Source organism: Photorhabdus akhurstii (genome assembly GCF_018448925.1).
GTDB classification, from domain to species: Bacteria; Pseudomonadota; Gammaproteobacteria; order Enterobacterales; family Enterobacteriaceae; genus Photorhabdus; species Photorhabdus akhurstii.
Genome location: NZ_RCWE01000004.1, coordinates 386825 through 406609 on the forward strand (window position 1 = coordinate 386825; position 19785 = coordinate 406609).

Annotated in this window: 14 protein-coding genes; 10 read left to right on the top strand and 4 right to left on the bottom strand. The window is 45.1% G+C overall.

Going from position 1 to position 19785, the window contains the following annotated elements:
• Window positions 1-97 precede the first annotated feature (97 nt).
• Window positions 98-1963, bottom strand: coding sequence for a signal peptide peptidase SppA (gene sppA, locus EAE93_RS08235; protein WP_214039475.1), 1866 nt, complete (start codon window positions 1961-1963; stop codon window positions 98-100).
• Window positions 1964-2134: 171 nt separating this feature from the next.
• Between sppA and EAE93_RS08240 the strand changes: the two genes are divergently transcribed.
• From EAE93_RS08240 to EAE93_RS08250, 3 genes are read left to right on the top strand one after another with little or no spacing between them, the layout of a single operon-like run.
• On the top strand, window positions 2135-2686 hold the full coding sequence (locus EAE93_RS08240; protein ID WP_214039476.1) for an NAD(P)H nitroreductase: 552 nt from the start codon (window positions 2135-2137) through the stop codon (window positions 2684-2686).
• Between the two features lie 12 nt (window positions 2687-2698).
• Window positions 2699-3742: a selenide, water dikinase SelD gene (gene selD, locus EAE93_RS08245; RefSeq protein WP_214039477.1), complete on the top strand. Its 1044-nt coding sequence runs from the start codon at window positions 2699-2701 to the stop codon at window positions 3740-3742.
• 5 nt (window positions 3743-3747) lie between these two features.
• Window positions 3748-5676: a DNA topoisomerase III gene (locus EAE93_RS08250; protein WP_036780803.1), complete on the top strand. Its 1929-nt coding sequence runs from the start codon at window positions 3748-3750 to the stop codon at window positions 5674-5676.
• Between the two features lie 65 nt (window positions 5677-5741).
• Here EAE93_RS08250 and xthA read toward each other — a convergent pair whose 3' ends face one another.
• Complete coding sequence (gene xthA, locus EAE93_RS08255) at window positions 5742-6548, bottom strand: exodeoxyribonuclease III (protein WP_036805539.1); 807 nt, start codon at window positions 6546-6548, stop codon at window positions 5742-5744.
• A gap of 502 nt (window positions 6549-7050) precedes the next feature.
• Between xthA and EAE93_RS08260 the strand changes: the two genes are divergently transcribed.
• Window positions 7051-7914: a helix-turn-helix domain-containing protein gene (locus EAE93_RS08260; RefSeq protein ID WP_036780805.1), complete on the top strand. Its 864-nt coding sequence runs from the start codon at window positions 7051-7053 to the stop codon at window positions 7912-7914.
• Window positions 7915-8182: 268 nt separating this feature from the next.
• Here the strand turns inward: EAE93_RS08260 and EAE93_RS08265 are convergent, their stop codons facing one another.
• Window positions 8183-9139 carry a hypothetical protein gene (locus EAE93_RS08265; protein WP_105398721.1) on the bottom strand — a complete coding sequence of 319 codons (957 nt, stop codon included), beginning with the start codon at window positions 9137-9139 and terminating at the stop codon, window positions 8183-8185.
• 1176 nt (window positions 9140-10315) lie between these two features.
• Here EAE93_RS08265 and EAE93_RS08270 point away from each other — a divergent pair.
• The 4 genes from EAE93_RS08270 to EAE93_RS08285 all read left to right on the top strand — a co-directional run bounded on the left by EAE93_RS08270 (window position 10316) and on the right by EAE93_RS08285 (window position 17234).
• Window positions 10316-12841, top strand: a complete 2526-nt coding sequence (locus EAE93_RS08270; RefSeq protein ID WP_214039478.1) for a type VI secretion system Vgr family protein — start codon at window positions 10316-10318, stop codon at window positions 12839-12841.
• A 3-nt stretch (window positions 12842-12844) separates the two neighbouring features.
• Window positions 12845-14467, top strand: coding sequence for an esterase/lipase family protein (locus EAE93_RS08275; protein WP_214039479.1), 1623 nt, complete (start codon window positions 12845-12847; stop codon window positions 14465-14467).
• A gap of 94 nt (window positions 14468-14561) precedes the next feature.
• Window positions 14562-15566, top strand: coding sequence for a T6SS immunity protein Tli4 family protein (locus EAE93_RS08280; RefSeq protein WP_235319346.1), 1005 nt, complete (start codon window positions 14562-14564; stop codon window positions 15564-15566).
• A gap of 549 nt (window positions 15567-16115) precedes the next feature.
• Entirely contained in the window at window positions 16116-17234 is a 1119-nt protein-coding gene (locus EAE93_RS08285; protein WP_214039481.1) for a hypothetical protein, read from the top strand.
• A 347-nt stretch (window positions 17235-17581) separates the two neighbouring features.
• Here EAE93_RS08285 and EAE93_RS24450 read toward each other — a convergent pair whose 3' ends face one another.
• A complete protein-coding gene (locus tag EAE93_RS24450) occupies window positions 17582-18040 on the bottom strand; it encodes a hypothetical protein (RefSeq protein WP_250150936.1) in 459 nt (152 codons plus the stop codon).
• 71 nt (window positions 18041-18111) lie between these two features.
• On the opposite strand from EAE93_RS24450, the gene EAE93_RS24455 reads away from it, so the two are divergent.
• Both EAE93_RS24455 and EAE93_RS24460 read left to right on the top strand, forming a co-directional pair.
• Window positions 18112-18363, top strand: coding sequence for a hypothetical protein (locus EAE93_RS24455; protein WP_250150937.1), 252 nt, complete (start codon window positions 18112-18114; stop codon window positions 18361-18363).
• On the top strand, window positions 18335-19785 hold a 1451-nt coding region (locus EAE93_RS24460; protein ID WP_250150938.1), incomplete at its 3' end, for an ImcF-related family protein. The genes EAE93_RS24455 and EAE93_RS24460, both read left to right, overlap by 29 nt.

The window sequence follows — 19785 nt, forward strand, 5'->3', positions numbered from 1 at the left end:
ATTATAGGAGTATTACAGAAGAAAAAAAGCCTGACAGGGATTTGTCAGGCTAAATTAATCGAGTTATTACTTGGAATCAGACATTATTATGGGCTGTTTAACGAATATCTCCGCAATTTAAACAGAATGCATAACGATTTTGTGGATCATTCAGATGGCGATAGAACTCACTTTGTTGTTTCACTTCCTGAGCCACCTGCGCCAATGGAGCGGGGAGCCAGGCTTGAACAGCTTCCGGTACGATAACTTGCGCGGTTGTTGTCAACTGACTCATCAGCAACTCACTGAATGACATTTCAGGCTGCATCCAGTCAAGTTCTGGGTTATCCAATTTTGCCAATTCAGCCGCTTTAGTGACCGCATCATCGAAATCCCCTAATTGGTCGACCAATCCATTGGTTTTAGCATCATGACCAATCCACACATGCCCCTGAGCAATTTTATCGACTTCTTCACGTGTTTTATGGCGTGAATTAGCAACAAGGCCGATAAAGTTGTTATAGCCATTTTCGATATTAAGCTGCATCAGCTCTGAGAACTGTTTGCTGAGTCCTTTGGTAACAGAAATACCCGCGAGTGGCGTCGTGGAAACGCCGTCAGTGTGGATACCAATATGTTCTAGACTGTTTTCATAAGTAGTGATGACACCGAAGATACCGATAGAACCCGTCAACGTACTTTGGTTTGCGATGATGTAATTAGATGGAGTAGAGATCCAGTAACCACCGGATGCCGCCATTCCCCCCATAGAAACCACCACAGGTTTATTCGCTGCGCGTAGCGCGGCCAGTTCGGTGCGAATAACATCAGAAGCGCTCACACTGCCGCCAGGGCTGTTTACTCGCAGAATAACAGCTTTGATATTATCATCCAGACGAGCTTGACGAATCTGAGCGGCGGTTGTGTCACCGCCAACCATACCTGGCGTCTGCTGCCCATCGACGATTGCGCCTTGTGCGACAATAACGGCGATATTGCCTTTAGATGATGATCTGCCTTCCACCAATTGCGGTGCATAATCGTAAATGCTGATAGCATTGAAGTGGCGGTTTTTTTCGTCCCAACCAAAGGCTTTTGTCATGTCGCTTTCAATGACATTGCGTGGCGCAACATAATCGACCAGCTTGTGTTTAAGCGCATATTGCGCATTGTCTCCGCCAACAGCACGTAAGCCGGCAATCATCTCATCAGCGCCTGGAAATACCTGATCAACAGTGAGTTTGCGGTTGGTAGCGACAGTATTGAGATAGTTGTGCCACAGACCGTTGACCCAACGGCTATCAGCTTCGCGGGCATCGGGGGACATATCATCACGCATAACCGGTTCAACGGCTGATTTATACGTGCCGACGCGGAAAATATGCGCGGTGACTTTCAATGAGTCCAGCAAGGATTTGTAATACAGGTTATTGGTTGAATAGCCATAAAGACCAACCGTTCCTTGTGGCGATAGATAGATTTTATCGGCAAAGGTAGACAGATAATACTGTGACTGATTATAACTATCACTGATAGCATAAACGGGTTTACCGGAAGTTTTAAACTCATTAATTGCCTTACCGATATACTGCATGGATGGCTGGTCGGCGCCGATGAAATCATCAAGTTTCAGCACCAGACCCGTGATTTTGGTATCGGTTTTTGCCTGGCGAATGCTATCAACAATATCAAACAGGGAGTTTTCCTGAAATTTATTGCCGGATGCGCCAAACAGTTCACGGCTCAATTGAGTCAATGGAGTACGGCTGGAGACCTGATCCACAATAACACCGGTGAGATTGACATATAATGCTCCCCGATAACTATCCGCCGTTTTGTTTGGCTGTTGATAAAGCAGAAAACCGCCAATCACAACCAGAACCAGCATGATAAAAATCAGGTTTGAAATGACTTCCCGAATAAAATTTAATAGTCGCCAACTCCATTTAAATAATCTTGCGATCAACTTCCATAAAATACGCATATCATCTCCAAAAACAGGATCAAGTGAAGCTATCCTAATGATCAGACATGTAAATGTCAGCTTCAAATAGTGGCATATTGTCTGAAAAGACAGCTTTTGGGACTTTTATTTGTTAACAAATAAACAGAAAATGTTAGCTTATAACAAAATACATTATCTAGGAGAGAAAAGATGGATGCATTAGAACTTTTGTTGAACAGACGTTCAGTATCACGTTTAACAACCCCGGCGCCTCAAGATGAAGCATTACAGCATATTCTGGCTGCGGGAATGAGAGCGCCTGATCATGGCGCACTACGTCCGTGGCACTTTATTGTCATGCAGGATGAAGGTATTGAACGGTTCAGTCGATTACTCCATCAAGCAGCCATTGATAGTCAGCTTGGTACTGATGCGGAAGAAAAAGCGAAAAGCGCGCCTTATCGCGCGCCATTAATCATCGCTGTCATTGCAAAAGTGGCTGAGAATTCCAAAATACCGGAATGGGAACAGGTGGTTTCCGCGGGTTGTGCGGTACATGCGATGCAAATGGCGGCGGTGGCTCAAGGGTTTGGCGGTATCTGGCGTACCGGTCCGTGGATTGATGATAATACCGTGCGTGCCGGTTTGGGGTGTGATGAACATGACAAAATAGTGGGTTTTCTCTACCTTGGAATGCCTGTGTTAAGAGCGCCCAATAAGGTTACTCCGCCGGATATGACCAATTTTGTCAGCTACTTGTAACCGGGGTCTGTTATGTCAACAGAAGTTCGTCTTACCCAATACAGCCACGGCGCTGGATGCGGTTGTAAAATTTCGCCAAAAGTTTTGGAAACCATTCTGCATAGTGAGCAGGAAAAATTTCTTGACCCTCATTTACTGGTTGGTAATGAAACCCGTGATGATGCTGCGGTTTATGATATTGGCAATGGGACCGGTATTGTCAGTACGACAGATTTCTTCATGCCGATTGTAGATGATCCATTTGATTTTGGGCGCATTGCCGCCACAAATGCTATCAGTGATATTTATGCGATGGGCGGTAAGCCCATCATGGCGATAGCTATTTTAGGATGGCCTATCGATAAATTGGCGCCGGAAATTGCCCGTAAGGTGATTGAAGGTGGCCGGGCTGCGTGTAAAGGGGCTGGGATTACGCTGGCGGGAGGGCACTCTATTGATGCGCCTGAACCTATTTTTGGTCTGGCTGTAACCGGTATCGTTAATATTGACCGAGTGAAGCAGAACAGCGCGGCGAAAGCGGGTTGCCAGCTATTGCTGACCAAGCCGCTTGGCATCGGTGTATTGACCACGGCGGAGAAAAAAGGCTTGCTGTTGCCTGAACATCAGGGCGTCGCGATAGAAACCATGTGTCGTTTAAATAAGTTGGGGATGGATTTTGCCGAGGTGGCGGGTGTTACCGCAATGACTGATGTAACCGGGTTTGGTCTGTTAGGGCATTTGAGTGAAATTTGTGAAGGATCGGGGGTTCAGGCCACTCTCCATTTTGCAAAAGTGCCTAAATTGCCGGAAGTGGAATCCTATATTGAAAAGGGTTGTGTTCCGGGGGGAACCGGGCGTAACTTTGATAGTTACGGTCATCTTGTTGGTGAAATGACAGAACTTCAACGCAAACTGTTATGTGATCCACAAACATCCGGTGGCCTGCTGTTGGCTGTTCTACCAGAAGCTATTGACGAAGTGAAAGCAATTGCACGATGTCATGGCATCGAACTGACCGCGATTGGTGAATTGTCTGAGCAACAGTCAGGCAGAGTACTCATTGAGGTTAATGAATAATATCCATGCGGCTTTTTATTGCAGAAAAACCTAGCCTGGCCAGGGCGATTGCCGATATTTTACCCAAACCGCATCGCCGTGGTGATGGCTTTATTGCTTGTGGCGATAACCAGTTTGTTACCTGGTGTATCGGTCACTTGCTGGAACAAGCGGAACCTGATGCCTACGACGGTCGTTTTGCCCGTTGGTCATTAGTTGATCTTCCAATTATTCCTGAAAGATGGCAGTTAAAACCGCGACCTTCTGTTGAGAAACAGCTCAACATTATCCAGACGTTGTTGGAAAAAGCCGATGAAATAGTGCATGCCGGTGACCCGGATCGGGAAGGGCAACTGTTGGTGGATGAGGTTCTGGATTTTTTGAAGCTGGATGATGTCAGGCGTAAAAATGTTCGTCGTTGCTTAATAAGTGATCTAAATCCACAGGCGGTGACCAGAGCGGTTGAGCGGTTGAGAGATAACCGGGATTTTATTCCGCTATGTGTTTCAGCTCTCGCCAGAGCCAGAGCGGATTGGTTGTATGGCATTAATATGACCCGCGCCTATACCTTGCTTGGCCGTAATGCAGGGTATCAGGGGGTATTATCTGTCGGGCGTGTTCAGACTCCGGTTTTGGGGTTAGTGGTCCGCCGAGATGAAGAGATTGAGCATTTCGTACCCAAAGATTTTTTTGAGGTGAAAGCGCATATTGTTACGCCGAAAGATGAACGTTTTATCGCTATCTGGCAACCAAGTGAATCTTGTATCGATTTTTTGGATGAAGAAGGACGATTGATCCACCGGCCTCTGGCTGAACATGTGGTTGCCAGAATAACCGGTCAACCAGCCTATGTGACCTCTTATCAGGATAAACGGGAATCTGAAATCGCGCCTTTGCCATTTTCATTATCTTCTTTGCAGATTGAAGCTGCTAAGCGTTTTGGCCTAAATGCGCAGCAAGTGTTGGATATTTGTCAGCGATTGTATGAAACACATAAGCTAATTACTTATCCCCGTTCTGATTGCCGTTATTTGCCTGATGAACACTTTGCCGGTCGTCATGCAGTGCTTAATGCGATATCTATTCACGCAACAAATCTGTTGCCACAAGAATTATTGGAAATAGATAGAAAGAATCGTTGTTGGGATGATAAAAAGGTTGATGCTCACCATGCAATTATCCCGACAGCCCGAAGTAGTCATATAAATCTGACAGATAACGAGGCTAATGTTTATGGTTTGATTGCCAGGCAATATTTGATGCAATTTTTCCCGGATGCCATATTCCGTAAATGTGTTATTGAATTAGAAATTGCTGGTGGAAAATTTATTGCTAAAGCTCGTTTTCTTGCTGAGGCAGGTTGGAGAACGTTGCTTGGTAATAAAGAGCGTGATGAAGAGAATGACGGAACGCCATTACCGGTTGTTGCTAAAGGTGATGAATTATTGTGTGAAAGAGGAGAGGTGGTAGAGCGCCAAACCCAACCGCCGAAACCGTTTACTGATGCAACTATCCTTTCTGCTATGACGGGAATTGCCCGTTTTGTACAGGATAAGGAACTGAAAAAAGTTCTTCGTGCAACAGATGGACTGGGGACGGAAGCAACACGGGCTGGCATTATCGAACTGCTGTTTAAACGGGAGTTTCTTTATAAGCAAGGGCGCCATATTCATGCTACACCTGCGGGTAGGGCGTTGATTCATGTATTGCCTGATATGGCTGCTTTACCGGATATGACCGCCCATTGGGAATCCCGGTTAACACAAATCAGCGAAAAACAGTTCCGCTATCAAGATTTCATGGGGCCGCTTGAGGAGACATTGCAGCAATTAATTTGGCAGGCTAAACAGAACCGTAATTTAACTGCTTTTCGTGATTTACCACCACTGCCGGTTAAAGATAAAAGAGGGAAAAAAACGAAAGCGACAAAAAATAGTAAAACAGCTGCGCCATAGGGCGCAGCAATTATTAATTAACGTTATTTTAAAATAAACGATTGATATTCTATGTTAATAGAATATCAGATTTTAAATTCTGCCCAAACAGGGGCATGGTCCGAAGGTTTTTCCATCTCACGGATTTTATAGTCAATACCTGTTGCGATACAGCGCTCCACCAAGGGTTTAGTTGCAAGCAATAAATCAATACGTAGCCCGCGATTATCATCAAACCCTTTGGAGCGATAATCAAACCAGGAAAATTGGTCGTTACATTCAGGATTGAGATGGCGGAATGTATCAACCAAGCCCCAGTTTTTCAGGCGATCCATCCAATCTCTCTCTTCTGGCAGGAAAGAACATTTACCCGTTTTTAGCCAGCGTTTTTGGTTGTTCTCACCAATTCCGATGTCCAGATCTGTCGGGCTGATATTCATATCGCCCATGATAATCACTTGTGATTGAGGGGTTAAGTTTTGCTCCAGATAGTTTTGCAGATCCTGATAAAATTTCTCTTTTGCCGGAAATTTCACTGGATGTTCACGGCTTTCTCCCTGTGGAAAATAGCCATTAATAACGGTCAATGGCCCGTGTGGGGTTTCCATTTCTGCCATGATAACACGGCGTTGAGCATCTTCATCATCCCCTGGAAAACCACGATGTACGGCAAGAGGCGCCTGGCGCGTTAACAGAGCGACGCCGTAATGGGCTTTCTGGCCGTGATAAAATACATGATAGCCAAGTTCTCTCACCTCTTCTAAAGGGAACGCTTCGTCATGAACTTTTGTTTCCTGTAAGCCGATAACATCGGGTCGATGTTGCTCGACGATCGCAGCTAACTGATGGGGGCGGGCACGTAATCCATTAATATTAAAAGAGATAAATTTCATCTTTTACAGCCATCCAGTAAAAAGACACAGGAACAATAGTAACAGATGGATCTTAAAAAGTAACTATTGACAATGGTCAGTACGAAATAGTAACGGCCCCCCTAATATTATAATTTGTTGTGGAAAATATAATAATTTGTGGTGAGAAACAGCCTCTGTTAGACCGTTTTTATCTCAAGTGTTACAAAAATTGATTACTGAAAAATGTAGAACCCTATCCTAATCTTTGATAGAAAATTGAGCTCGTTAGTAATGTTTATATTTTCTAATGGTTGATTGGTTGAGATTAATTTTTGAACCATGATAAACATGAATAATAGAGTTTATTGAGCCACCTATGTATTGAACATACGCTTTTTTTATGTGGTATATGTTTGAGAAGTATTTGTTTTTTTGTACAAAATTTATGCCTTCACAGTATCAAACTTGATTTAGCTGTCATTTGGTGAAGGCTATTTCAAAGAAATTATTTTAGCCACAAGTTATATAGGAACGGTGAATTATGTTTTTTTCTCGTAAATTAGAAGCATTCATGGCAGTGGTGGAAAATGGTTCTTTAAGTAAAGCGGCAAGAGTGATGAACCGTACAACTCCTCCAGTAGCTAAATCAATCAAAGACTTCGAGGCAACATTAGGGAAGCGCCTTTTCAAAAGGGAGAAATTTGGGATGAGTCTGACTAAAGATGGTTTAGAATTATATAATGATCTTAAAGATCTTTATTTACAAGAAAAAGAAATAACTAAAAAACATATCAGTGGTAGTATATGTAACATAGTTAATATTTATTACGATTGGGGGAAAAACAAACATCTTATTTATTTATATAAAGCAGCTGACAGAAATAGCTCCCAGGTAAATATATTCCGGTTTAGTTATGATAACATTGAAGAAATAGTGGATTACGACGGCAACACGCTCATTCTGAGCTCAGAAAAGATACTAAGTGACCGTTTTAGTCTCATTCGTAAAATAAAAGGGCCTGAATTGGGAATTTGCTGCCGAAAAGAATTATTGGATATTGCTGGTGGCGATGTGATGCAATTGCTCAAGAGTAATACTTGGCTATGCGATCCTGTACTTTATAAAAGTAGTTTCATTAAAAACCTGGAAGAAGAAGTTATTCAAAGTGGTGGAAAAGTAAATATGCGTCAGATGGATAATATGGGATGCTGCATGAATTTCATTTATTCCAGAGATTATATATTTATTACCGATTCTCATCCTGACGAATTGGAAGGAGGAGATGCTTTGAGTTTTGTTCCTATTGCAAAACCTGGTGCAGCAAATCAATGTTATATTTATAAATCTAAATCGCACTCAAGTGTACTTAATCGTTTCATCGATTCAGTCAATGACATGAGTTAAAATTCACCTACGCGGAGAGGATTATTGTAAGCTCCGCGTTGTTGTTATGTGGAGATAATTATAAAGACTTTTCACTGTACCTAAATGATAAACTTATATTTATAATTCTTATTTGAATATTCCGAGTGAATATCTGGTAATGGTGAGGAAAAATGGACTGTTCCTCGCCTTTTGGGGCAACGTATACGAAAGCCTGACATACTTATTCATTCTTGTCTGGTGTCAGGACAACCCATTTGTGCATGCACAAATCTGCATGGCCTTTGTTTTACTGCTTTAGCCACGGTGTTGTGGCGCTCCAAAAAATGATGTTCGCCCCTAAATAGCTTTCGGCAAAATCGGTAAACTCCTGCTGAGTGAAGGGTTTTTTGGTTTTTGGGTTGGTATAGGTTAGCGTGGGCTCCTGGACTGCCATTGCCACCAAATCCAGTTTGCCCTTGTAGCGGTTGAAAAAGGGGTAAGCGTTTTTCATCTGAGCAGATTGATACGGTACGATATCGGGGCCGCCGAGACCAATCTTATTTTTCGACGCGAAATTAAAAAAGCGAGACATATACTGATGATCATTATCCCATTCACATGGCCAGAAATTAACGTATTGTACCACGTAGGATTTTTTAAATACCTGGCGGGCAAATTTGATATTATCAAGTTCGGCGGCAAAATAGCGGTCACAGCTAAAACCAGTCTTATCCTGTTTCATATCAATATCAACGGCGGTTTCTGGTAGATTAATCCCGGCAATACGGCCATCAAATTCTTTTGCCAGTTCGGAAAGCAGATTCTGATAGCTTTTACGCAACGCTGTATTCCACTGAATAGCAACCCAACCATAACTTTGTGCTTTGCCTTCACCGGGATTATCAACTTGAGCAACTAAACCGCCTTGATATTTTGTGTCTTGTTGGAGATAAAATGGAATGTAGCGAGCATTTTTCTCAAAAAAGCGATCTTGGATCTGAATAAACAGCTTCTTTTTTATTCTATTAAGCAACGACAAATCTTTTTCGATGGCGGAAAAATCATATTTCCCTGGCTCGCTCTCCAATTGTTTCCAGCTATAAACAACCTGTACACCGTCAATGTCTTGACGTTCTAACAGAAGACGTAATTGATCGAGCTCATCGGATGAAGTGTAGAGATAGTTTTGTGGTTTTCCTGCGAGTGCAGCAGTTGACAGTAGACTAAAAATCAGAGTAGCTGAGATAAGTTGTTTTAGCATTATAGTTTCTATCCTTAATTATAGGGGAATGAATCTCATCAATTTATGACAGCTTAACAAGGTAGATAGTTCCATTACTTGATGAATTTATTTAACATCAAAAAGTTACTTTATTGATTAATTGGTAATTATTTGCCACGTCTTAGTACTCATTTATCTCTATCTTTGTGAATAAATTTTCATTAAAAACAAATGAGCATGTTATCAATGAATATCATATTCATTGGGATTGTTGACTGTTTTACAGAGAAACGTTTAGTGATTTATTTTGAAGTTTAATGAAAATTAAACGAAATGCATTTTATGATAAAAAAAATATTGACTTTATTATCGGCTAATTAAGAGAATTGTCCTGCTCTACAAATAATTTATCTTGCTGTAGAAGATTAAGGAATAAATGGTGGGCATATCAGCATGAAATGTAATTTACACTCATTCTTGATAATAGGTTGTTTGAATCGGTTAATCGAATTGCTAATTCTTGGGACAGTAAAAGGGTAGATATCCTGAGAGAGTATCATTAACAATATTCTGATTAATCCATCGGATTGTATTCGTGGTAGCGCCTTTACACTTGCCTTGTGGCGACAAGGTTGGTCTGTTTTTTTTATCTTGCATCACTGGATATCTTGTTATTCGTATAGCATGAATGAGAATTATTCTTTTTTACAGTGAATTGATGCGTGATATTTAAAAAGGAATAATGAAATTGAAATCCATGTAACATATTGAATAGGAATGAAAATAGGATATTGCTCTTATAGGGGATTATCTGATTATAACAGAATGCTCAAGTCTTTCTCATTTTATGGCAATCAATGCAAGCTTATTTTTGTCAATAAATGTCATGTTACTGTTTATGGAGTCTAAATATTCTGTCCGACATGCTGTTATATCGGCAGAGATAAGGGGTGTACATTAAAAATCGTATTTTTTTGAAAAAAAGAGTTGATCTTTATAAGCACCCGCCAAGAAGATAGGAAAATTTAGAAATCGCTCATCCTGTTCATGTGTTGATGTATTGCGAAAACATGAATGACACATGTAAATATTTACGGCTCAGTTAACTGCCGACCGGGAAATACCGGTGTGGGTTGCTTCCCGATATAACCATAATGACATGGCCCTATATTGAGTTCTTATCATTTACTCATGATCGCAGAAGATTTAGGAGAAAATATGACGTATTCAACACCGGTGATTATCTTTGATCACAGTCGTTACAGACTAAAAGTGTGGCACAATAGAGCCCCGCTGGATGTGCTGGCCTTTACCGGGCAGGAAGCCTTAAGCCAGCCGTTTCGCTATGCCATCGAATTCACCAGTGCGGAGAAAGGGATTGAACCGGCACAGATGCTGATGCAGCAGGCTGCATTTACCCTGACTTCGCCTGAAATCAATCCGGGTATCCGGGGCTGGCCGATCGAACCGCCGGCGCCATTGCGCTCGGTTTACGGGGTGATCAGCGGTTTTAAACTGCTCTCCACCTCGCGGGACGAAAGCCGTTACGAAGTGACGCTCGAGCCGCGACTGGCGCTGCTGGCGAGAAGCCATCAATACGCCATCTACCAAAAACTGTCGGTGCCGGAGATTGTGGAAAAAATCCTGCGGGATCGTCACGGATTTCGCGGGCAGGACTTCCTGTTCAGTCTGGCGTACAACTACCCGAGGCGGGAACAGGTGATGCAGTATGGCGAAGATGACCTGCGCTTTATCCAGCGCCTGCTGGCGGAAGTGGGTATCTGGTACAAAGTGACCGCCGATGACCGATTAAATATCGATGTGGTGGAGTTTTACGACGACCAGCGTGACTACCAGTTCAACGTCTACCTGCCTGCCCGCAATCCATCGGGTATGCACGGCGAGGAGGACGCCGTGGTCTGGGACATGGAAACCGCGTATCAGGTGGTGGAGGGAAAAGTCGCGACCCGCAATTATGACTACCACGATGCCCGGCCGTATCCCGGCCTGAACACCGAGGCGGATGTGGCACGGGGCGACCGCACCACCTATGGTGAAGCATACCATTACCGTGATGACTACCGGATACCCGGCGACCGTTACGCCTATCAACCGGAGACGGAAAGTGGAGTGTTTTATGCCCGCCTGCATCACGAGCGTTACCTGAATCAACGCATTCGCCTGCGGGGAATGACCACCTCCGCCACGCTGGTGCCGGGGCAGGAACTGAAAGTGAAAGGGGACGCCCCGGAAGCGTTTCGCAAAGGGGCGATCATCACCCAGATCACCAACAGCGCTCGCCGGGACAGCAGTTTTGAAATGGCGTTTACCGCCATTCCTTATTCTGAAACCGTCTGCTTTCGCCCGGAGAGGGTGCCGAAACCGGTGATGGCGGGCACGATACCCGCGCGGGTGAGCAGCACGAAAGTGAATGATATCTACGGCGATATCGACAAAGACGGCTTATATCGGGTGTCGTTTAACTTTGACCGGGAGAAATGGCCGCAAGGAGGCGAAAGCCTGTGGGTGCGTCTAGCGCGTCCGTATGCGGGGGAGAAGTATGGCTTTCACTGGCCGTTGCTGGAAGGCACCGAAGTGGCGATCGCCTTTGAAGGGGGCGACCCGGACCGGCCCTATATCGCCTATTCCCTGCATGACTCGGAGCACCCGGATCACGTCAATCTCTACAACTACAAATGCAACATTCTGCGCACCCCGTCGAATAACAAACTGCGGATGGGTGACGAACGCGGTCGGGAACATATCAAACTGAGTACCGAATACGGCGGTAAAAGCCAGTTGAACCTAGGTCATCTCGTTGATAGCCAGCGCCCACACCCGGAGAAACGGGGAGAAGGCTTTGAGCTGCGCACCGACGACTGGGGCGTGATCCGGGCCGGTAAAGGGTTGTTTATCAGTGCGGATAAACAGGCCAAAGCGGGGGGTGAGGTGCTGGCGATGGAGGCGGCGCTGAATCAACTTCAACAAGCGCAGACCTTAACCGAGGCATTATGCGGCGCGGCTGAAATCGCTAAAGCGGAACTGGCGGATTTGCAGCAACAGAAGGCGCTGTTAAGTGAAACGTTAGCTGAACTGAAAAAATCCGCGCTGTTACTCTCTGCGCCGGAGGGTATCGCGCAGACGACGGCAAAAAGCCTCCAGTTGGCGGCCGGGGAAAATATTATCGCCACCAGTGGGAAAAATGCCGATTTCAGTGTGTTGAAAAAATTCACGGTAGCGGCGGGTGAAAGGATCAGCCTGTTTGCCCAAAAACTGGGCATCAAACTGTTTGCCAGCAAAGGCCGGGTAGAGATTGAAGCGCAGGGTGATGCAATGGGGCTGGCGGCACTGAAAGATATCACGGTGAATAGCCATGAAGGGAAAGTGATCATCAGTGCCAAACAGGAGATTTTGTTGGTCAGTGGCGGTGGTTATATCCGAATAGGGAATGGTCAGGTGGAATGTGGGGCGCCCAATCACATCATCCAACGGGCGACAGCGTGGCAGAAGTTTGGCGGGCAGAGTGTTAGTCAGACAGTACAGCAATGGCAAACCGCGAATTATGCTGTAACGCCGAAGGCTGTACGGGCTTATAAGGTTTCTCCGTTAGACCGTCAGAATATGCAGTTCCATGCCGAAGATGGCGGCGTACGGGCATTATCAACCATACAGAATGGAAAAACCCCTTTGCAAAAACAGGTTGGGGTGGAAATCAGTCAATTGAAAATAAAAGATGAGGAGTAAATGATGAGTGAACCGAAGGAAAACGAGATTTTTATTCACCCTGAATATGATGAACTTGGTCTCCCTTATTACAACGTGCCGAATGCCAGAATTGAAGAAAATCTGGTGGCGACGTGTTTGAAATACGCGACTAAAGTGATCCCGGTGATTTTTCTGCCGGGGGTGATGGGGAGTAATTTGAAATCGACAGAGGGGGAGTCAGTTTGGCGGCTAAACAGGATATTAAGTTTTGATGTTTTAGGTTGGATGTGCTCGGGTGCGTCTTACAGGAAGAAAACTTTAGACCCAAATAAAACAGAGGTTGATGATTCCGGGGATATTACACCTGATCACACTGAGAAGAATAAATTCCAGACTTGCAAGCAGCGTGGTTGGGGGGAGATAGTTCATATCAGCTATGGCACATTCCTGCCCTGGCTTCAAGCGGTGTTGGATGATGAGCGTCTGGCCTTTGAGTATTGTCTGGCCGGGAAGGGGGAAAAAACCCTTCGGCAACGTATGGTTGATATGAGTTTGAATGCGGAGTGGGGGGAAGAGCCGCTGACCGAGGCAGAGGTTGACCATAGTTATGATTTTCTCTACCCGGTTCATGTGATGGGCTATAACTGGTTGCAATCTAATAAGGAGTCTGCCAAGCGGCTGGCGGAATATGTGGATAAGGTTTTAGCTTTCTATGGTAAACGGTGTGCAACCAAAAAGGTGATTTTAGTTACTCATTCAATGGGGGGGCTGGTTGCTCGTTATTATTCAGAACTGCTGAATGGCAGAGATAAAATTTTAGGCATTGTGCATGGAGTGATGCCTGCTACGGGGGCCCCGACCACCTATAAAAGGATGAAAACCGGTGAAGATGGAAGTGTTGGACTGGTTATCGGCAGTAATGGCGCGGCGATGACCCCGGTGTTGGCACAATCTCCCGGCCCTTTACAGCTCCTGCCGGGAAAAGCGTATGGTAAAGGCTGGTTACATATCGCCGATGGTAAAATGATACACAAATTGCCGGAATCCGACCCGTATAAGGAAATTTATCTGGAGAAGAACCGATGGTGGGGATTATGTGAAACCCGGTTTTTAAACCCGGATAAAAAGGATAAATGGACAGATAAGTGGAAAGATGAGGAAAGCTGGAGTAATTACTGGCGATTAATGAAAAAAATAGTTAAGCCGTTTATTGAAGAGTTAACCAGTAAGTATCATCCGAATACTTATGCCTTTTATGGCGCCAGCGAGAAACATTTATCCTATGGAGTTATCTCCTGGCAAGAAGCCAGTAAGGATTATTACAATAAAACGGAAGATTATTCCGGCCTGACATTTGATCGGCCAATATACGATCCTTATAACCTGGATACGGGCACAACCCGTATGGTGCAGTTTTCTGTTGGCCCTTCTTTTCAGGATATTGCGGCGAAAACTTTTAAGCTGGTGCCACCCAAAGAGCCGGGAGATGGGACGGTGCCGGTGAAGTCTGGCCGTATTACCACCGAATATTTACGTGGCTTGCTGGCAACAGAAGTTGACCATGAAGGTGCATATAAAGGAAATAGCGAGACGGAAGAGACTTTTGCCCGGTTATTCACCTTACGCTCAATTGTGAAGATGGTGCAGGCGGTGAAAATTGAATAGGAAAACGACCTTACTGACTTTAGCGGTTATTTATATCTTATGGTGGTATATGCCCGTATTTTATTACCCGATTTTAACTGAAAAGGAAAAGAAAGTGACAACTGAAATGTTAGCGAATATGCAGCCCCGTTGTGTTGGCCGTTATTTGATAGATCTTCCTGCTGGATTTGAAAATGTTGCCAATCGAGGGATATTTATTGGTGATGCGAGAATAGAAACTGAACGCTTGTACCCGCCTGAATTTGAATATCGGATAGAGGCAAGAGAGCAGGAGTTAAAAAAAATGCAATTTGTTAAACCAAAAGATATGCCTTTTTTAAAGAAAGTCTATCGCCTCCCGGATGATATGGAAGGTGTAATCTTCGACAGGAATGAAAGTTCAGGTATTCCTGGTTATGCCAGAGTATTAGAAGCGCATTTGTATAGTCATGGTGTCGCTTTTATTGTGACAATGGAGTTTACTGAGTTATCAGATGATAAGTATAAAGAAGATAGGGACGATTATATCAGAGGTGGATTTTCTGAAAGGCAATACAATCAATTATATCAAACCCTGGAGAAGATGAAAAGACTGTTATCCAGAATCAGCGGCCGGAAAGATACAGAAATTCCTACAGAGGCAGGTACCTGTATTCCTGATGGTTTTATTACTGGCAGTCATGATGAGAAAGAGAATATGACTTTTGTCTATAAGCGAGATGAAAGTGATCATTTTACTTTCAGTGTTGAAATATTGAATGATCTTCAAGAGAAAGACCATCTGTTAGAGCGTCTGAGGGGAATGGAAGGTATGTTTTTGGCCATGCATGCTAAGATAATAAGGAAAGAGAAACGGGAAATTAATGGCACTTATACGGAGGAAGTTTTAACGACCGCTTCGACAGAAAAAATTGATGAACCGGAAACCAAAATTCCGGGATATAAATTTATTTTAATTGCTAATGAAACAATCGGGGATTATAAGAACCCTTTTGTTAGAATTAATCTGAGAAATGATCGGTTATCCGCAACGCCGTTCAGTGAAAATGAACTGATAAAGTTTTGGGATGCGGTAACAAGTACTTTTCGTAAAAGGCCCGGTGCTTTTAAACGGCAATAACATGCTTCAAATAAAACTCCTTATAGGGATGTAAGGGTTAACCATCAGCAGAAGGAGAAACCAGATGTTTAAAGAAATAATCAGTTAGTGAGGTTAGATGTGATTAGTTTTGGTTTTTGGGGATCGGCATTATTAGTCTATCTTTTAATATTATTTTACACTTGGCCGATAATTGTGATGCTTGATGTATCTGCCATTTGTCGGATAAAGAAAAGCATTAAAGATAAGAAATACTGGCGTGCGTCATTCTTGATTTTTGCCGCTGTATTAATGAGTGGCTCTCTTATCTTCTTCATAGTATGGATAAAATTATATGGTTAAACGGATGAGAATATGAGGAGATAATTATGTTTATCAGCCATATCACTGATCAAAGTAGAATCGTAAGCGTGACAGCGTTAACGTTCTATGATAAGGACAAACCGGTTAAATTAATCGGTGGCCTGATTTTTTATTTAAATGCGAAACAGGGTATGCATTCAATGGTGATATATGATTGTTGTTGCCCGTTTTCGATTCCATTACCCAGGATAATATCGAGTTATTATTATGAGTTGGCCTATTCCTGAAATACCGGAACTTAAAGTCGTGGCGCCTTTGCGTTATCGATTATGGTTTATCATTTTACTTTTGATATTGATTGTCGGCACATTGGTTTACGCTGTGCTAAAAGATACCACCGATTTCTATCACGCGGCGATTTATAGCAGCTTACCGTCCTTTCTGGTGTGGCTGCTGTTATTTGGTGCGGTATTAAATCGCTATGAGCAATATTGCGCGGCAGCATACGCTTGGGAAGAAGCCAGTGCTGAAACTCGTTTCCAATGGCAGCAATGGAGCAGAAAACAACTGGCGGTGATCGGTAATATTATTCTGACGCCTGAGCAACAAGGTATTGCGCCACTGTTAGGTGATGCGAAAGAGATTCCTGCTTTTCCTGAACAAGGACGGGCATTATCTCTGCCATCGAGCGATAAGCGGCAATTATTAGCTAAAATTGATCAGGATTTTGAACAACAATGTCCGGGTTATCGTTCTCTTTTACGCCAGATTTATATTGCTTCCGACGATCACTCGTTGTATGAATCTGCGATATATCAACAGTGGAAAATAAGCATCTTACCGATAATAAACCGAGATGAGATCGATAAATTATACGATAAGGATGATTTTGAAGGGCTGATAATGGTTATTGCATTCCAGTGCTGGCCTTCTGAAAACAATAAGAAAGCCTACAGCGAATTTGTCTCGGCTCAATTATTTTCGTCGACAAAATTTGCCACGCAGGAAAAACTTACTGTCCTTGCCGGTATGGGAAGGACATTACCTTCATTACCCGGAGAAATAATCAAAGACTTACAGATATTGTTTGAATATAACCGTATTGATAAAAATAACATGCGGCACCTTTGGATAACGGGTATCACGAATGATGTTCTGACTGAACTGACAATTAACAGTCATGACTCTGCGTTTAATCTTTTTACCGAAAATTCGGTTCATTTAATCGATCATACTTTTGGTCCTCCGGGGCCGCTATCGATATTTTTGGCATCAGCCATGCTAACTGAGGCAATTAGCCTGACCGGTAGCGATCATATCGTTATCAATCAATTACCCGAGGGGAGCGCTAGCCTCTATTTAATGACTAAGGAATTACATCAATGAAAGTTAATCGTCATCACCAATATGGCTATTTTGGGTATATTTTTATTACCCTTAGCCTTGCTGGGATATTTCTCATGTTGATCTACTTGAATCAAACATTACTTGAGGAGCGAGGGCTGCTTAAATCCGCATGGTATGCCTACGCCACAGTTTTTCCGATCCTATTAATAGGCTTATTTGGCAATGCTGTCTGGTGGCATATTCGGCAGAATAAAGCACAGAAAAAACTCAGACCTGAAATCGAGCGGGCAGCGGGTCGCTCTAGCCAGGCCGCTTTGGTATTGAGTGATTTAGGCGATCGCATGCGCCTCCGTTACGGGCGGTTCTGGTGGTATAGAGTCCGCATTTTACTGGTGGTGGGCGAAGTGGAGCAGGTGGAAGCCATCGCGCCGGGGCTGACCACGGCGTATTGGCAGGAAGGTTATCGCTCGTTGTTGCTCTGGGGCGGCAGTTTGCAAGCTGAACTGGATATCGCTCAGTTGATGGCGCTGCGTCGCCTGCGCCGTTACCGGCCGCTCAATGGTATTGTCTGGGCGCTGACCGAAAACCAAAGCGCGCAGCCGGTGTTGATGGATAAGGCTTTGCGGATGTTGCAAAAACAGGCCCAACAGTTGCGCTGGCAGGCGCCGGTCTACCTGTGGCAGGTGTGTCACAGCGTCTGGTCTCAGGAAGATCGTATCACTCAGGCCGTCGGCTGCTTTTTTCCTGAACGCTGTACCCCGGATATTGTAGAGACACAGTTGCAAGAATTGGTTGACCCGTTGCGCGAGCGCGGGATGCAGCAACTGCTGGAGAAGACGGCCCACGATTTTCTCTGTCGTCTGTCAGCGAACTTGAAACAACGGGGGATTGCTCACTGGAAACAGGTCCTGACGCCGTGGTTAGCGGAGTATGGCGATGTGGTCTTGCTGCGTGGTTTGATGTTCAGTTTGCCGCTCAAGGCGCTGACGACTCGCATCCCGCAGATCTGGCTGCCCGACACCGCCTGGCAGGGGGTGTTGGAGGGCAGTCGTCGTTTCCACGGCCAGCGGGTTGGCATGCTCCGCACACAGACCGTTTGTTATGGCCTGATGGCGCTGGGCTTATTGTGGGGCGCCGGCATGGTGCTCTCCCTTTTCACCAACCGTGACCAGATAGTCGAGGTGCAGGCGGTGGTAACTGACCTCAAAACTCAGCCGGAGAATTCTGATGCCCAGTTGATAGCTTTAAAGGAGCTGCGTAACGAGGTGGAACGGCTGCAATACCGGGCTGAACATGGCGTGCCGTGGTATGAGCGTTTTAGCTTGAGTCAGAATCAGAAACTGTTGACGACAGTGCTGCCCTATTATGCGCAGATCAATAACCGCCTGATACGGGACAAAGCCGCTGCGGTGCTGCATGCGAAACTGAGCGCATTGGTGAATTTACCGCCGGGCAGCCCTTTGCGGGCTAAATGGGCGCAAGCCGGTCACGACCAGTTGAAAGCTTATCTGATGATGGCGCAGCCGGAAAAAGCGGATGCCGCGTTTTTAACCCGAATACTGAATGAAAATGAACCTGAGCGGGCCGGCATTGCCCCCGGCGTCTGGCTGGACGCGTCGTTGGATTTGTGGAGGTTTTATGCGGAGAATCTGCCCGCGCATCCCGAATGGCGGATAACGCCGGATAAAGCGCTGGTTAAACAGGCGCGTCAGTTGTTGCTGCTCCAGCTCGGTAGGCACAATGCCGAAGCGGCGCTCTACCAGCAGATGCTGCAATCGGTGGAGAAAAATTACGCGGACCTGACACTCAACCAAATGACCGGCGACACTGACGCTGAACGGCTGTTTACCACCTCCCGCGTGATACCGGGGATGTTTACCCGTCAGGCGTGGGAAGGCGGGATACAAAAAGCGATAGCGGAAGCGGTGGCGTCACGTAAGGAAGCGATTGACTGGGTGCTGAGTGATAACCGTCAGACAGTCTCGGCTGCGGTGTCACCCGAAGAGCTGAAAGCCCGCTTGACCGCCCGTTACTTCACTGATTTTGCCGGCGTGTGGCAGGATTTTCTCAACAGTCTGCGCTGGCATAAAACCCGGAATTTGTCGGATGTTATCGACCAGCTAACCCTGATGGCGGACAGGCGTCAGTCGCCGCTGATTGCGTTGATGAACACGCTGGCCTATCAGGGGAAGACCGGGCAACAGGGGCCGAGTTTATCGGACTCGTTGGTGAAATCCGCCAAGACGTTGCTGAATAAAAAAACGCCGCGAATGATTGATCAACAGACGGTCAGTGTGCGCGATCCAATGAACGAGACCTTTGGGCCGTTACTGGCGCTAATGGGAGAACATCAGGCGGCCGGGGAAATGAAGGCCGACAGCACCCTGAATTTGCAAACTTTTCTCACGCGGCTAACCGAAGTGCGGCTGAAACTGCAACAGATGAACAACAGTGATGACCCGTCGGCAATGGCGAATGCGTTGGCTAAGACGGTCTTTGAAGGGAAAAGCGCCGATTTGACCGATACACAGGGCTACGGCCGCCTGATAGCCGCCAGTCTGGGGGGACAATGGCGGGGTTTTGGTCAGGC

Coding starts and splice junctions, on each gene's coding strand:
- EAE93_RS08260 (WP_036780805.1), top strand. CDS start 7,051: ATGTTTTTTTCTCGTAAATTAGAAGCATTCATGGCAGTGGTGGAAAAT.
- EAE93_RS08250 (WP_036780803.1), top strand. CDS start 3,748: ATGCGGCTTTTTATTGCAGAAAAACCTAGCCTGGCCAGGGCGATTGCC.
- EAE93_RS08285 (WP_214039481.1), top strand. CDS start 16,116: ATGAGTTGGCCTATTCCTGAAATACCGGAACTTAAAGTCGTGGCGCCT.
- sppA (WP_214039475.1), bottom strand. CDS start 1,963: ATGCGTATTTTATGGAAGTTGATCGCAAGATTATTTAAATGGAGTTGG.
- EAE93_RS08275 (WP_214039479.1), top strand. CDS start 12,845: ATGAGTGAACCGAAGGAAAACGAGATTTTTATTCACCCTGAATATGAT.
- selD (WP_214039477.1), top strand. CDS start 2,699: ATGTCAACAGAAGTTCGTCTTACCCAATACAGCCACGGCGCTGGATGC.
- EAE93_RS08240 (WP_214039476.1), top strand. CDS start 2,135: ATGGATGCATTAGAACTTTTGTTGAACAGACGTTCAGTATCACGTTTA.
- xthA (WP_036805539.1), bottom strand. CDS start 6,548: ATGAAATTTATCTCTTTTAATATTAATGGATTACGTGCCCGCCCCCAT.
- EAE93_RS08270 (WP_214039478.1), top strand. CDS start 10,316: ATGACGTATTCAACACCGGTGATTATCTTTGATCACAGTCGTTACAGA.